The following is a 14,984-nucleotide window of genomic DNA, read 5'->3' as shown; positions in this document are numbered from 1 at the left end:
ATGAATTAAGGGATCCCGTGCTCGATAGAATTAAAGCCTGCTTCACTGAAAGCATTCAAACCCAAATTGCAGCAGCGGAAGCACTCCCGGATGCCATCTCCCGTGCGGCCATGACCCTGGTACAATCGCTGCTCAATGGCAACAAAATCCTCTGTTGTGGCAATGGCACCTCTGCCGCCAACGCACAGCATTTTGCTGCCAGCATGATTAATCGTTTTGAAACAGAGCGTCCAGGTTTACCCGCCATTGCACTAAATACCGATAATGTGGTCTTAACCGCAATTGCCAACGATCGCCTGCATGACGAAATCTATGCCAAGCAGGTTCGCGCGTTAGGCCACGCAGGCGATGTTCTGCTGGCTATTTCCACACGCGGCAATAGCCGGGACATCGTGAAAGCCGTTGAAGCCGCCGTGACCCGCGATATGACCATCGTCGCGCTTACCGGCTACGACGGTGGTGAGCTGGCTGGCCTGCTGGGCCAGCAGGATGTCGAAATCCGCATTCCGTCTCATCGCAGCGCGCGAATTCAGGAAATGCATATGCTCACCGTCAACTGCCTGTGCGATTTGATTGATAACACGCTTTTTCCACACCAGGACGATTAAGGAGAACACATGAAGGCTCTCTCGCCCCTCGCCATCATTCTTTCTGCACTACTGCTACAGGGATGCGTTGCCGCAGCGGTAGTCGGAACGGCAGCTGTCGGCACCAAAGCCGCCACGGACCCGCGTACGGTAGGTACTCAGGTTGATGACAGTACGCTGGAACTGCGCGTCAACAGCGCGCTGTCGAAAGACGAGCAAATTAAGAAACAGGCCCGGATTAACGTCACGGCTTATCAGGGCAAAGTCCTGCTGACCGGTCAGTCTCCGGTAGCCGACCTCTCCGCACGCGCGAAACAAATTGCGATGGGCGTAGAAGGCACGACGGAAGTCTTTAACGAAGTTCGCCAGGGCCAGCCAATTGGCTTAGGTACCGCCTCTTCAGACACCTGGATTACGACAAAAGTGCGTTCTCAGCTGCTGGGGACCGACCAGGTGAAATCGTCGAACGTCAAAGTGACGACCGAGAATGGCGAAGTGTTCCTGATGGGGCTGGTTACGGATCGTGAAGGTCGTGCGGCGGCAGATATCGCCAGCCGGGTAAGCGGCGTCTCTCGCGTGACCACCGCCTTTACCTATATTAAGTAAGTCGCTCTCCCCGGTGGCGCTTCGCTGACCGGGCTACAAGGCAAAACCATCTGCATTTGGAGCCCGGACAGGCGCGTCGCGCCATCTCCGGGAGGATTATCAGATTAGCGCCAGTCCGCCAACCACCGCGCCGCACAGCGCCACCAGCCCGCCGGTCAGCCACAGCGCTTTCGCCGGAAAAGCCTTACGCAGCATAATCAACGACGGCACGCTGACCGCAGGCAGCGTAATGAGCAGCGCCAGTGCCGGCGCAAAACCCATTCCCGCCAGCATCATGGTCTGCACGATAGGGATCTCTGCCGCCGTCGGGATGACAAACAGGCAGCCGGCTATCGCCATCGCCAGCACCCAAAACAGGGTATTCCCCACTGCACCATCGGCGTGCGGGAACAGCCAGACGCGCGCTGCGCCCAGGAGCAGAACCGCCAGAATATATACCGGGATTGTGTTCCAGAACAGGATCCAGAGCGCGCGTAGCCAGCGGGTGAAAAAAGGCCCCTGTTCGCTATCGCCGACAGCCGGAATCGCTGACGGCTGCGTTGCCGCCTCACCGACCCATTTTTGCACCAGTGTCGCGACGATCAATACCGTTGCCAGCCCTGCCACCAGACGAATCAGCGCAAACTGCCAGCCCAGCACGAACCCCATAAACACCAGCGTTGCCGGGTTCAACAAGGGGTTTCCCATCCAGAAAGCCAGCGCACCGCCCATCGATACCTGCTGCTTACGCATTCCTGCTGCCACCGGCGCGGCACAGCAGGTACACATCATACCGGGCAGAGAAAACAGGACGCCTGTGAGTGTACCGAGAAATCGCGATTGTCCCAGCGTGCGCAGCAGCCAGTTGCGGGGGATCAGCACCTGAATCAACGAACCGAGCAATACGCCCAGCACTGCCGCTTTCCAGACCGCCAGGAAGTAGACTGCCGCGTAGTCCCATGCCGCTTTCAGCGGGTTAGCGTCAGCCTGAGCCAGGATTGATTTACCGATACTATGGGTTTCTGCCGCCGTAAACGCCTTGCCATAGTACGGCTGCCATTTGACGAACCACAGACCAACGATAACAACGAGAAAAAAGAGCGCGGGCTTCCACCATTGAAACGGTGATGCCGCCTGAGATGAAGACTGACCAGTCATAGCATTCCCCAGGAAAGATGTGGTGATGTGATGTAAGGCGCAGAATACTACGCTTCGCTGGCCGCAATTTCACGCAGTTTTGCCGATGGCAGGATAGTCACGCCTTCTCGTCCCGGGGCCAGCGCTTCGCTCAACATCGCTTGCGCCACATCATGAGCATGAATAGATTTCCAGTTTCCCGGCAACAGCCGGAACAACGGTGCCAGCACCGTTTCATTCGCCCTTTTTTTATCACGGTCGCCCAGCAGCATTGACGGTCGCAAGATCGTCAAACGCGGCCACGGCTGGGCACGAAGCGCTTCTTCCATTTCGCCTTTAACGCGGTTGTAGAAGAACATCGAATGCGGGTTGGCCCCCATTGCGCTGACTACCAGCATGTGCTGCGCGCCCAGCCGCAGTCCCGTCAGCGCCGTATCTACCACCAGCGTATAGTCGGCCTGAATAAAGGCGGCTTTACTACCGGCCTCCCGCAGCGTCGTTCCCAGACAGCAAAAAACGATATCGACAGGGTCAACAACCTGAGCCAGCGCATCGCTCAGCTGAGGATCGTGGGGATTGAGCACGCCCTCGGCATCCACCAGCGGACGACGGGTCGCCGCAGTTATCGCCGCAATGCCCGGCTCCTGGATCAACATCCGAAGTAAGTGCCTACCAACTAATCCAGTAGCCCCTGTTATTAGCACCTGGCTCATCATGCCCCCTGAAAAATCAACCGTTCAGCGGCGGATGCCGCGATAACGAAAGTATGCGAGAAACGTGGAACTCTGCACACCTTTGCAGAATTTCACACGTTTTCAGGGTGCCGTAACCAGTGGAGCTTGCTGCCAAATCCGAGCGTGTTGTCGGTGAACTTGAGCTCATCAGGGCGGATTTCCCAGACCGGCGCCCGAAGCATCCTGGCTATCGGAAAGCGGCTAATATACCGCTTGCGCATCGCCGCTTCCTCGTCGCCTGAAAGACGGCGAATTTCACCTTTGAACTGGACACCGCGAATAAGGGCTACGGTTTTGGGCTGGCCATTCACGGTACCAGCGACCCTGGCATGCAGGCCGGTCATCTGCCCGTGGCGGGTATTGTCATCACTCAGGAGATAGAAGGCGACATTTTGCGGGTCATACACGTAAAATGCATTGGCACACCACAGCTCCCCTTCAGAGGCCACGCACCAGGTGATAACATGCTGTTTGCCCAGCCAGCGGCTAATAGCAGCAAGCGTATCCATCTTTACTCTCCAGTATGTTATGGTGCACACACCTTAACATACCGACCTTTCTACCGTGCGCTGGTTTCTTTATCTGATACGTACCGCCGATAATCGCCTCTATACCGGAATTACCACCGACGTCTCTCGTCGCTTTTGTCAGCATCAGGATGGCAAGGGGGCAAAAGCACTGCGTGGGAAAGGCGAGCTGCAGCTGGCGTTCAGCCAGGAAGTTGGTGAACACTCACTTGCATTGCGGCTGGAATATCGCATCAAGCAGCTAACGAAGCGCCAGAAAGAGCGCCTCGTTGCCGGTGATGGTTCTTTTGAGACCCTGCTGGAGAGCCTCAGAGATGATTGAAGCGATCGCAGTACTCTACCAGGCCATGTACCCCTACCAGCGCATCATCGGCCAGCGGGCGAACCTGGAACGCTTCAGCGGTATCCGGCCAGCGGCAACGCAGATCGAAACGCGCAGCCGGCTCGAAGCCCAGGCGGCCATAGAGGGCCGGATCGCCCAGCGTTACCACCGCGGCATAGCTAAACTCATTTAGCGAATCCAATCCTTCGTAGACCAGCTGGCTGCCGATCCCCTGTCCGCGGTAGTTTTCATCTACCGCCAGCGGTGCCAGGCCGACCCACTGCAGCTCTTCGCCTTCGACGGAGACCGGGCTGAAGGCAACATAGCCAATAACCTGCCCTTCATCATCCGTCGCAACCACGCCCAGCGTGATCAGACCGTCTTCACGTAAATCGCGCACCAGCAGCGCTTCAGCATCGCTGCCAAACGTACGACGCAATAATGCGTCGATTCCCGGTGCATCAATCCCAATTTCAACTCGAATCAGCATGCCTCACCTACCGATGTCTGTTCAGGTTTCCGCGGGCTACTTAGCCCCGCTTCAACAAAGTCAGCCAGCTGCAGCAGCATCATGCGCAGCGCTTTTGGCATCTGCTCCAGCTCAATGGCATCCATCAGGTTTTTTACATACAGCCCCAGCTCGGTATCGCCTTCGATAACCAGCCGACGCTGGAAGAACAATGTATCTGGATCCTGTTTACGTGCGGCAATCATCAGCAGATCACTGGCATCGGCGCTGAAGCTCACATCGGCTTCGGCCGTTGAGCTAACCACCAGACGCCCCTCGCTCACCGAGGTATACCACAGCAGACCGATATCGCGCACATTAATACTTAACCAGCGGCCTTCGAGAAAATCCAGCTCGCCATCTTCCAGAGCCTGACGAAACTGCCAGCTTAATACCTGCTCCAGCACCTGGCGCTTGAGGGCAAAAGGCGCCAGCTTAACCGGCACGCTCATCAAAGACGGGCCAAAGTGGACCAGCCGGGAACGCAATTTATCCAACACAAGCCTTACTCCATGAAAGCAATAGTTTCGCTATTGTGCCATATCAAATAAACGACATAGCGGCGTAAATCAACAAAATCACGACGACGAGTGCCTATTATTGGTTCCGCCAATACGCTTTTAACTGCCTCAAATCAAAAATTGTCACCAGAAGGTTAACTAAAATCCCTGCTCATTAACCCTATCAGCGTCCCTACGGGCCGCATTTTTCAGGAAAAATTATGGAGCTGCTCTGCCCAGCCGGCAATCTTCCGGCACTTAAGGCGGCCATCGAAAACGGTGCCGACGCCGTCTATATCGGGCTGAAAGATGATACCAATGCCCGTCATTTTGCCGGCCTTAATTTCACCGAAAAGAAATTGCAGGAAGCCGTTAGCTTTGTGCATCAGCACCGTCGTAAGCTGCATATTGCGATCAATACCTTTGCGCACCCTGACGGTTATGCCCGCTGGCAGCGCGCGGTAGACATGGCGGCACAGCTCGGTGCTGATGCCTTAATTCTTGCCGATATTGCGATGCTTGAATATGCCGCCGAGCGCTATCCGCATATTGAACGCCACGTTTCGGTTCAGGCTTCAGCAACCAATGAAGAGGCTGTCCGTTTCTATCACCGCAATTTTGACGTCGCTCGCGTCGTGCTGCCGCGCGTGCTCTCGATTCATCAGGTGAAGCAGCTGGCGCGCGCCACGCCGGTTCCCCTGGAGGTCTTTGCCTTCGGCAGCCTGTGCATCATGGCGGAAGGTCGCTGCTATCTCTCTTCCTATCTGACCGGTGAATCGCCAAATACCGTCGGAGCCTGCTCACCTGCGCGCTTCGTTCGCTGGCAGCAAACGCCTCAAGGCCTGGAATCACGCCTGAACGAAGTCTTGATCGATCGCTACAAGGACGGCGAAAACGCCGGCTACCCGACGCTGTGCAAAGGCCGTTATCTGGTGGATGGCGAACGCTATCATGCGCTGGAAGAGCCGACCAGCCTGAACACGCTGGAACTGCTGCCGGAACTGATGGCGGCGAATATTGCATCGGTGAAAATTGAAGGCCGTCAGCGCAGCCCGGCCTACGTCACCCAGGTTGCGAAAGTCTGGCGCCAGGCAATCGATCGCTGCAAAGCCGATCCGCAAAACTTTATTCCGCAATCCGCGTGGATGGAAACGCTCGGTGCCATGTCTGAAGGGACGCAAACGACCCTTGGCGCCTACCACCGTAAATGGCAGTGAGAAAAGTAATGAAATATTCATTAGGGCCGGTGCTTTACTACTGGTCGAAAGAGACGCTGGAAGATTTTTATCAGCAGGCCGCACGTTCCAGTGCCGATACGATCTACCTGGGTGAAGCGGTGTGCAGCAAACGTCGAGCCACCAAAGTGGGCGACTGGCTTGAGATGGCAAAAGCGCTGGCGGGCAGCGGCAAGCAGGTGGTGCTCTCCACCCTCGCCCTTGTACAAGCCTCCTCGGAGTTAGGCGAGCTGAAGCGCTATGTCGATAACGGCGAATTTCTGATCGAAGCCAGTGACCTGGGCGTCGTCAATATGTGCGCAGAGCGCAAGCTGCCGTTTGTCGCCGGTCATGCGCTCAACTGCTATAACGCCGTCACCCTGCGTCTGCTGCGCAAACAAGGCATGATGCGCTGGTGCATGCCGGTCGAGCTGTCTCGCGACTGGCTGGTGAATCTGCTCACCCAGTGCGAAGAGTTAGGGATCCGCGATCAGTTCGAAGTGGAAGTTCTGAGCTATGGCCACCTGCCGCTGGCTTACTCTGCCCGCTGCTTTACCGCGCGTTCCGAAGATCGTCCAAAAGACGAATGTGAGACCTGCTGTATCAAGTACCCGAACGGACGCAGCGTGCTGTCCCAGGAGAATCAGCAGGTATTTGTACTGAATGGTATTCAGACCATGAGCGGCTACGTCTATAACCTCGGCAACGAACTGACGTCGATGCAGGGCCTGGTCGATATCGTGCGTCTGTCGCCGCTGGGTAATGACACTTTCGCCATGCTCGATGCCTTCCGCGCCAACGAAAACGGTACCTCGCCGCTACAACTAACCGCCAACAGCGACTGTAACGGTTACTGGAAACGACTGGCCGGGCTGGAACTGCAATCCTGAAAATAGCTCACTTTGTTAACAGCATGCTTCGTCTTTTCATGCAGTATTAAAGCTGCAGCTTTTCTGGCTGGCGCCTGCTGAATGCGCCAGGCTGGAAGAAGACCTTCAATCTGATGACGATGCTGTAACAAAGTGAGCCTTTATGACTGACAAATCTATTCCGTTCTCGGTGCTCGATCTGGCACCGATCCCCGAGGGTTCTGGCGCCAAAACGGCCTTCTCGCACTCTCTGGATCTCGCTCAACTGGCTGAAAAACGCGGCTATCACCGCTACTGGCTGGCGGAACACCATAATATGGTCGGCATCGCCAGCGCCGCGACATCGGTGCTTATCGGCTATCTTGCCGCGAATACGACGACGCTGCACCTGGGATCCGGTGGCGTGATGCTACCCAACCATTCACCGCTGGTGATTGCCGAACAGTTCGGTACGCTCAATACCCTGTATCCCGGTCGTATTGACCTGGGTCTTGGCCGTGCACCGGGGAGCGACCAGCGCACAATGATGGCATTACGCCGCCACATGGGCGGTGATGTCGATAATTTCCCACGCGATGTGGCGGAACTGGTGGACTGGTTCGATGCCCGCGATCCTAATCCACACGTGCGCCCGGTGCCCGGTTACGGGGAAAAAATTCCCGTGTGGCTGCTAGGATCGAGCTTATACAGCGCCCAGTTGGCCGCACAGCTTGGGCTACCTTTTGCCTTTGCCTCGCACTTTGCGCCGGATATGTTATTCCAGGCATTGCATCTTTACCGTACCCATTTCAAACCATCCGAACGCTTAGCAAAACCCTATGCCATGGTTTGCATTAATATCATCGCCGCCGACAGCAACCGTGATGCCGAATTCCTGTTTACCTCGATGCAGCAGGCATTTGTGAAGCTGCGACGTGGTGAAACCGGCCAGCTCCCGCCACCGGTAGAAAATATGCATCAGCTGTGGTCCGCATCTGAGCAGTACGGCGTCCAGCAGGCGCTGAGCATGTCGCTGGTTGGGGATAAAGCCAGGATCCGCCACGGGCTGGAATCCATTTTGCGTGAAACCCAGGCCGATGAGCTGATGGTGAACGGCCAGATCTTCGATCATCAGGCGCGCTTGTATTCGTTTGAGTTAGCGATGCAGGTGAAAGAAGAGCTGGAGGGGTAATTTATTGCCGGATGGCGGCTGCGGCCTTATCCGGCCTGCCCGCTCTTTGCAGAGCCCGGTAAGCATCGCGCTACCGGGCGTTATGTTTACTGGTAAACAGGCAGCAGATTAAAGCTCGATAAGAAATGCACGACCACGTTACCCGCACCAAACAGCAGAATCAGCACAATCATCGGCATTCCACCCCATACGCGAAACTGTGGGCTGCCGAAGCGTTTACGCGATGCACGAGCCAGCAGGGCTGGAACAATGGCCGCCCAGATAGTGGCAGCTAACCCGGCATAACCGATGGCATAGAGAAAACCATCTGGTTGCAGCAGGCCGCCAATCACCGGCGGGATGAAGGTCAGGAGCGCGGTCTTAAAACGCCCCAGCGCAGAATCATCAAATCCGAACAGATCCGCCAGATAGTCAAACAGACCCAGAGTCACGCCGAGGAAAGAGCTGGCAACCGCAAAGTTCGAGAACACCACCAGCAGCAGATCCAGACTACGGCTGTTGAGCACCCCACTCAATGCCTGCACCAGTACATCAATGTTACCGCCCTTCTGCGCGATAGCGACAAACTCAGGGCGCGGAATATTGCCCATCGTCACCAGCAACCAGATGACATACAGCCCCAGCGCCAGCAGCGTACCGTAAACCAGGCAGCGGGTAATCGTCCGGGGGTCTTTACCGTAATACTTCATCAGGCTCGGCACGTTACCGTGATAACCGAAAGAGGCCAGGCAAAATGGCAACGTCATCAGCAGGTACGGCGTGTAGGAGGCATTTTTTTCGGCGACGTTGAACAGCGTCGTTGGCTCAACATGCCCCAGCAGGCTTCCAAAAGTCAGGAAGAACGTGATGACCTTTGCCCCCAGTACGATAGCCGTCATCCGGCTTACCGCTTTGGTACTCAACCAGACAATAAAAGCCACCAGTAGCGCGAAGCCAAAGCCCGCAGCCCGTGCCGGCACATCAAACGAAAACTCGGAGAAGGTATGGTGCAGTATGGAGCCACTAGCCGATATATAGGCATAGGTCAGAATGTAGAGCACAAAGGCGATCGACAGTCCGTTAACCAGGTTCCAGCCTTTGCCGAGCAGATCTTTGGTGATGGTGTCAAAGCTGGCGCCAATGCGATAGTTCAGGTTCGCTTCCAGAATCATCAGTCCGGAATGCAGCATACAAAACCAGGTGAAGACCAGCGCCGCCAGCGACCAGAAAAACCACGCACCGGACATGACCACCGGCAGCGAGAACATCCCCGCGCCTATAATGGTTCCGCCGATAATCACCACGCCGCCAAACAAAGACGGTCGCGCTGCCGTAGTGGTAAGTGTCGCCATTTGCCGAAATCTCCAGTCAATCATGCTTTTCGTTGTTAACGCGCAGCACTGTACCAGTACACGAGTACAAAAGAAATAAAAAAAGCCCCAATCATTACGATCGGGGCTGTATTATTTTCTTTACGCTAGCGGAGTGCGCTAATTACGCATCGCTACCGAAACGACGACGGCCAGCGGCATCATCACGACGCGGTGCAGCGGCATCATCACGGCGCGGAGCAGCAGCATCATCACGACGTGGTGCACGGCCTTCACGACGCTCGCCGCTGAAACGACGACCATCACCACGACCGCCTTCACGACGCTCACCACCACCGAAGTTGCGGCCGCCTTCACGACGTTCGCCACCGAATGCACGACCGCCTTCACGACGCTCACCACCACCACGGCGTTCGCCACCGCGGTCTGGACGCGGCTGAGCATCGCCCAGCAGCTGCATGTTCATCGGCTTGTTCAGGATGCGGGTGCGAGTAAAGTGCTGCAGAACCTCGCCCGGCATGCCTTTCGGCAGTTCGATGGTAGAGTGGGTACCGAACAGCTTGATGTTACCGATATAACGGCTGCTGATATCGCCTTCGTTAGCGATAGCGCCAACAATGTGACGAACTTCAACACCATCATCACGGCCCACTTCAATGCGATACAATTCCATATCGCCAACGTCACGACGTTCACGCTTAGGACGATCTTCACCGCTACGCTCAGGACGGTCACCACGCGGGCCACGGTCATTACGATCGTTACGGTCATTACGACGTTCAAAACGCTCGTCGCGATCGCGGAATTCACGCTTAGGACGCATCGGAGCATCTGGCGGCAGAATCAGCGGACGTTCGCCCTGGGCCATTTTCAGCAATGCTGCAGCCAGAGTTTCAATATCCAGTTCTTCACCTTCGGCAGACGGCTGGATTTTAGACAGCAGCGCGCGGTACTGATCCAGATCGCTCGCTTCCAGCTGCTGCTGAATTTTCGCAGCAAATTTTTCCAGACGGCGTTTGCCCAGCAGTTCTGCATTCGGCAGCTCGACTTCTGGAATTGTCAGCTTCATGGTGCGTTCGATGTTACGCAGCAGGCGACGTTCGCGGTTCTCAACGAACAGCAGCGCACGACCCGCACGACCCGCACGACCGGTACGGCCGATACGGTGAACGTAAGACTCGGAGTCCATCGGGATATCGTAGTTAACAACCAGGCTGATACGTTCAACGTCAAGGCCACGGGCCGCAACGTCAGTCGCAATCAGGATATCCAGACGACCGTCTTTCAGACGCTCCAGCGTCTGCTCGCGCAGTGACTGGTTCATGTCACCGTTCAGCGCGGCGCTGTTATAGCCGCTACGCTCCAGCGCTTCAGCCACTTCCAGGGTCGCGTTTTTGGTACGAACGAAGATAATCGCCGCATCAAAATCTTCCGCTTCCAGGAAACGCACCAGCGCTTCGTTTTTACGCATACCGTAAGCAGTCCAGTAGCTCTGGCTGATATCCGGACGAGTCGTCACGCTGGACTGGATGCGTACTTCCTGCGGCTCTTTCATAAAGCGACGGGTAATACGACGGATAGCTTCCGGCATGGTGGCAGAGAACAGAGCGGTCTGATGACCTTCCGGGATCTGCGCCATAATCGTTTCTACGTCTTCGATGAAGCCCATACGCAACATTTCGTCAGCTTCATCCAGTACCAGACCGCTCAGTTTAGAGAGGTCAAGAGTACCGCGCTTCAGGTGGTCCAGCAGACGACCCGGGGTACCGACAACGATTTGTGGTCCCTGGCGCAGAGCACGCAGCTGCACGTCATAACGCTGGCCGCCGTAAAGGGCAACCACGTTTACGCCGCGCATATGTTTAGAGAAGTCCGTCATTGCTTCAGCAACCTGAACCGCCAGTTCGCGGGTCGGCGCCAGCACCAGAATTTGCGGTGCTTTGAGCTCAGGATCAAGATTGTTCAGCAGCGGTAAAGAGAACGCTGCGGTTTTACCGCTACCCGTCTGGGCCATACCCAGAACGTCGCGGCCGCCCAGAAGATGCGGAATGCACTCAGCCTGGATCGGAGATGGTTTTTCGTAACCCAGATCGTTAAGGGCTTCAAGGATAGGAGCCTTCAGGCCCAGATCTGCAAAAGTGGTTTCGAATTCAGCCATGTAGTACGTGTGCCTCAAAATTAATGGCGGCCAGTCTACATAACTCAACGTGAAAATTTAGAGTAATTTTCATTGAAAAGTGTGAACCGGCTCAAAGTAGGTGTATTAACGAACAACAACGCCCTCACCCGTTAAGGTGATGGCAAACAAAAAATGGGCTGATGTGTGTTCGTCAGCTATTGCTGGTCCGATTCTGCCAGGTCATCTTGCTCCTGGCCCAAGAGCGATAATTCCAACAATGCGTATCGGTGCTCAACGTAGTTGTGAACGTTGTTTGCGACCGCCAGTTTGAACAGTGCCGTAGCGCTGTCCCTGTCCCCCAGACTTAGGTAGTACTTACCTAAATAGAAGTTGGTTTCACTGAGATGCTCAGCGAGCGAGGTGTTATCCGTTGCGTCTGCCTTCAAACGGTCCATCAACGTTTTTTCGCTGATGTCGTTAAGGTAGAACTCGACAATGTTCCATCCCCATTGCTCTTTATCCGATTTGTCGAAGCGCTGCTTCAGTGCTTCAAGCGCCTGCTTCTCGTCGAGTTTACGCTCAGCGAGATAAAGCCACAGGCTACGGAAAGGATCATTGGGATCGTCTTGATAAAACGCCAGCAGATCATCTTGCGCTAACTTAGCGCGACCGCCGTAATAAAGGGCGATACCGCGATTTAAGTGCGCGTAGTTGTAAGTTGGATCAAGCTCAAGTACAGAATCAAACGCTTCATAGGCAGCATCAAAATTGCCTGCCTGCGTTAAATAAATGCCTAAGTAATTGAATACTTCAGGCATATCAGGTCGGATTGCCAGCGCTTGTGAAAAATCATTTCGCGCTAATGCCCTCAGACCGAGACTATCATACAACACTCCGCGCTCATATAAAAGCTGTGCGCGTTCGTCATCGGTTAAAGCCCGACTGGCAAGAATTTGTTCCATGCGCGCCAGAATCACTTCTTGCTGCAAAGTCGGTTGCAATGGCACCGCGAGGACTGCGTCCTTACGCCAGGCAGAGTTGCTGCATCCTGCCAGCGTGAGAGCTGTCGCCACGAAACACCAGCGCAAAAAAGGCTTCATTTCCCACTCCCGAAGACAACGATTGGATGAACGTCCAGTTCCCCGGCTGCAAACAAGGCGTCCTGCCCGTAATACGCCCTCCGCCAACGCGGAGGGCAAACGGCAACCTTACTCGCCTTGCTCAGCAACCGGAGCTTCCGGTGCAGCGGCAGGCTGAGTCTGTTCAGCTGCTTCTTTAATGCTCAGACGAACGCGGCCCTGACGGTCAACTTCCAGAACCTTAACCGGAACTTCCTGACCCATCTGCAGGTAATCAGTCACTTTCTCTACGCGCTTATCGGCGATCTGAGAAATATGAACCAGACCTTCTTTACCGCCACCGATGGCAACAAATGCGCCAAAGTCAACGATACGGGTCACTTTACCATTGTAGACACGGCCTACTTCGATCTCAGCGGTGATCTCTTCGATACGACGGATAGCGTGCTGCGCTTTGTCACCGTCGGTCGCTGCGATCTTCACAGTACCATCATCTTCGATTTCGATGGTGGTGCCGGTTTCTTCGGTCAGCGCACGAATCACAGAACCGCCTTTACCGATCACGTCTTTGATCTTGTCCGGGCTGATCTTGATGGTGTGGATACGCGGTGCGAATTCGGAGATGTCGCCGCGCGGCGCATTAATCGCCTGCTCCATAACGCCCAGGATGTGCAGACGCGCACCTTTAGCCTGGTTCAGCGCAACCTGCATGATCTCTTTGGTGATGCCTTCAATTTTGATATCCATCTGCAGCGCAGAGATACCGTCGCGGGAGCCCGCAACTTTGAAGTCCATATCGCCCAGGTGGTCTTCGTCACCCAGGATGTCAGACAGAACAACGTAGTTGTCGCCTTCTTTCACCAGGCCCATCGCGATACCCGCAACGGCAGCTTTCACCGGCACGCCTGCGTCCATCAGCGCCAGGGAAGCACCACACACGGAAGCCATAGAGGAAGAACCGTTAGATTCGGTAATTTCAGACACTACGCGAACGGTGTACGGGAATTCTTCAGTGGTCGGCATAACGGCCAGTACGCCGCGCTTAGCCAGACGACCGTGACCGATTTCACGACGCTTCGGTGAACCTACCATTCCGGTCTCACCTACGGAGTACGGAGGGAAGTTGTAATGGAACAGGAAGGAGTCAGTGCGCTCGCCCATCAGTTCATCGATGTTCTGCGCATCACGTGCGGTACCCAGAGTCGCGGTAACCAGCGCCTGCGTTTCGCCACGGGTGAACAGTGCGGAACCGTGAGTACGCGGCAGTACGCCGGTACGAACGTCCAGACCACGAATCATGTCTTTTTCACGGCCATCGATACGCGGCTCGCCTGCCAGTACACGGCTACGAACGGCATTTTTCTCGATAGCGTGCAGGATTTCACCCAGTTCGTTAGCGTCCAGGGTTTCGTCTTCAGCAATCAGCGTCGCGATGGTTTCCGCTTTGATCACATCAATCTGAGCATAACGCTCTTGTTTGTCAGTGATACGGTAAGCGTCGCTCAGGCGAGCTTCGGCCAGCGCAGCAACGCGCGCATTCAGCGCTTCGTTGACGGCTTCCGGCTGCCAGTCCCAACGCGGTTTACCCGCTTCTTTAACCAGATCGTTGATGGTCTGAATAACAATCTGCTGCTGCTCATGGCCAAAGACCACGGCGCCCAGCATCTGGTCTTCGCTCAGCAGTTCTGCTTCAGATTCAACCATCAGTACTGCAGCTTCGGTACCGGCAACAACCAGGTCCAGCTTACTTTCTTTCAGTTCATCCTGAGTCGGGTTCAGAACATACTGGTCGTTGATGTAACCAACGCGAGCAGAACCGATAGGACCGTTGAACGGAATACCAGACAGGGACAGCGCAGCAGAAGCACCAATCATCGCAACGATATCCGGGTTAACCTGCGGGTTAACGGAAACAACGGTGGCGATAACCTGAACTTCGTTAACGAAGCCTTCCGGGAACAGCGGACGAACCGGGCGGTCAATCAGACGCGCGATCAGGGTTTCGCCTTCGCTTGGACGGCCTTCACGACGGAAGAAACCACCCGGGATTTTACCTGCTGCGTAGGTACGTTCTTGATAGTTAACAGTCAGCGGGAAGAAGTCCTGACCTGGCTTCGCTTTTTTCTGACCAACAACGGTAACGAATACCGCAGTGTCATCCATGCTAACCATGACAGCGGCAGTGGCCTGACGAGCCATCATGCCGGTTTCCAGCGTTACGGTATGTTGGCCGTACTGGAATTTACGAACGATCGGATTTAGCAAAATTCTATCCTTTATATCAATTGGTGACGCAATATCCACGACATCGCGTCAGTTGAC

The 14,984-nt window shown here is 55.4% G+C and carries 16 protein-coding genes; 6 read left to right on the top strand and 10 right to left on the bottom strand.

The genetic code is table 11. The features are described from left to right. Positions 1-17 precede the first annotated feature (17 nt). A complete protein-coding gene (diaA, locus tag ACMYSK_RS22315) occupies positions 18-608 on the top strand; it encodes a DnaA initiator-associating protein DiaA (protein WP_002918211.1) in 591 nt (196 codons plus the stop codon). Positions 609-617: 9 nt separating this feature from the next. Further along, on the top strand, positions 618-1,193 hold the full coding sequence (gene dolP, locus ACMYSK_RS22310; protein ID WP_032690598.1) for a division/outer membrane stress-associated lipid-binding lipoprotein: 576 nt from the start codon (positions 618-620) through the stop codon (positions 1,191-1,193). A 99-nt stretch (positions 1,194-1,292) separates the two neighbouring features. On the opposite strand, the gene ACMYSK_RS22305 is transcribed toward dolP, so the two are convergent. From ACMYSK_RS22305 to ACMYSK_RS22295, 3 genes are all read right to left on the bottom strand, one after another. Then, a complete protein-coding gene (locus tag ACMYSK_RS22305) occupies positions 1,293-2,330 on the bottom strand; it encodes a permease (protein WP_434638555.1) in 1,038 nt (345 codons plus the stop codon). Positions 2,331-2,377: 47 nt separating this feature from the next. Beyond that, the gene (locus tag ACMYSK_RS22300; protein WP_434638554.1) at positions 2,378-3,022 is read right to left on the bottom strand and encodes an NAD(P)H-binding protein; all 645 of its coding nucleotides are present in this window, start codon (positions 3,020-3,022) and stop codon (positions 2,378-2,380) included. Positions 3,023-3,114: 92 nt separating this feature from the next. Beyond that, on the bottom strand, positions 3,115-3,552 hold the full coding sequence (locus tag ACMYSK_RS22295) for a YhbP family protein (protein ID WP_434638553.1): 438 nt from the start codon (positions 3,550-3,552) through the stop codon (positions 3,115-3,117). Positions 3,553-3,607: 55 nt separating this feature from the next. Here ACMYSK_RS22295 and ACMYSK_RS22290 point away from each other — a divergent pair, with 55 nt between their 5' ends. Further along, the gene (locus ACMYSK_RS22290) at positions 3,608-3,892 is read left to right on the top strand and encodes a GIY-YIG nuclease family protein (protein ID WP_434638552.1); all 285 of its coding nucleotides are present in this window, start codon (positions 3,608-3,610) and stop codon (positions 3,890-3,892) included. On the opposite strand, the gene ACMYSK_RS22285 is transcribed toward ACMYSK_RS22290, so the two are convergent. Both ACMYSK_RS22285 and ubiT read right to left on the bottom strand, forming a co-directional pair. Continuing rightward, on the bottom strand, positions 3,879-4,382 hold the full coding sequence (locus tag ACMYSK_RS22285; RefSeq protein ID WP_434638551.1) for a GNAT family N-acetyltransferase: 504 nt from the start codon (positions 4,380-4,382) through the stop codon (positions 3,879-3,881). The genes ACMYSK_RS22290 and ACMYSK_RS22285 overlap by 14 nt on opposite strands. Further along, the gene (gene ubiT, locus ACMYSK_RS22280; protein ID WP_434638549.1) at positions 4,376-4,900 is read right to left on the bottom strand and encodes a ubiquinone anaerobic biosynthesis accessory factor UbiT; all 525 of its coding nucleotides are present in this window, start codon (positions 4,898-4,900) and stop codon (positions 4,376-4,378) included. The genes ACMYSK_RS22285 and ubiT overlap by 7 nt, the downstream gene beginning before the upstream one ends. 221 nt (positions 4,901-5,121) lie before the next feature. Between ubiT and ubiU the strand changes: the two genes are divergently transcribed. The 3 genes from ubiU (at position 5,122) to ACMYSK_RS22265 (ending at position 8,154) form a co-directional block, all read left to right on the top strand. Continuing rightward, a complete protein-coding gene (ubiU, locus tag ACMYSK_RS22275) occupies positions 5,122-6,117 on the top strand; it encodes a ubiquinone anaerobic biosynthesis protein UbiU (RefSeq protein ID WP_434638547.1) in 996 nt (331 codons plus the stop codon). 8 nt (positions 6,118-6,125) lie between these two features. After that, positions 6,126-7,004: a U32 family peptidase gene (locus ACMYSK_RS22270; RefSeq protein WP_434638546.1), complete on the top strand. Its 879-nt coding sequence runs from the start codon at positions 6,126-6,128 to the stop codon at positions 7,002-7,004. Between the two features lie 142 nt (positions 7,005-7,146). Further along, a complete protein-coding gene (locus ACMYSK_RS22265; RefSeq protein WP_434638545.1) occupies positions 7,147-8,154 on the top strand; it encodes a luciferase-like monooxygenase in 1,008 nt (335 codons plus the stop codon). Between the two features lie 86 nt (positions 8,155-8,240). On the opposite strand, the gene mtr is transcribed toward ACMYSK_RS22265, so the two are convergent. From mtr to pnp, 5 genes are all read right to left on the bottom strand, one after another. After that, complete coding sequence (gene mtr / locus ACMYSK_RS22260) at positions 8,241-9,485, bottom strand: tryptophan permease (protein WP_434638544.1); 1,245 nt, start codon at positions 9,483-9,485, stop codon at positions 8,241-8,243. Positions 9,486-9,627: 142 nt separating this feature from the next. After that, on the bottom strand, positions 9,628-11,622 hold the full coding sequence (locus ACMYSK_RS22255; protein ID WP_434638543.1) for a DEAD/DEAH family ATP-dependent RNA helicase: 1,995 nt from the start codon (positions 11,620-11,622) through the stop codon (positions 9,628-9,630). Further along, complete coding sequence (gene yrbN, locus ACMYSK_RS22250; protein WP_099001532.1) at positions 11,615-11,695, bottom strand: protein YrbN; 81 nt, start codon at positions 11,693-11,695, stop codon at positions 11,615-11,617. Before yrbN ends, ACMYSK_RS22255 begins: the two co-directional genes overlap by 8 nt. 103 nt (positions 11,696-11,798) lie before the next feature. After that, positions 11,799-12,683, bottom strand: coding sequence for a lipoprotein NlpI (nlpI, locus tag ACMYSK_RS22245; protein WP_123756336.1), 885 nt, complete (start codon positions 12,681-12,683; stop codon positions 11,799-11,801). Between the two features lie 108 nt (positions 12,684-12,791). Continuing rightward, positions 12,792-14,927, bottom strand: coding sequence for a polyribonucleotide nucleotidyltransferase (pnp, locus tag ACMYSK_RS22240; protein WP_434638542.1), 2,136 nt, complete (start codon positions 14,925-14,927; stop codon positions 12,792-12,794). Positions 14,928-14,984: the final 57 nt, after the last annotated feature.

Origin of the sequence: Klebsiella sp. I138 (genome assembly GCF_051131765.1) — a bacterium.
Classification (GTDB): domain Bacteria; phylum Pseudomonadota; class Gammaproteobacteria; order Enterobacterales; family Enterobacteriaceae; genus Klebsiella.
This window is presented reverse-complemented; position numbering and strand designations above follow the sequence as displayed.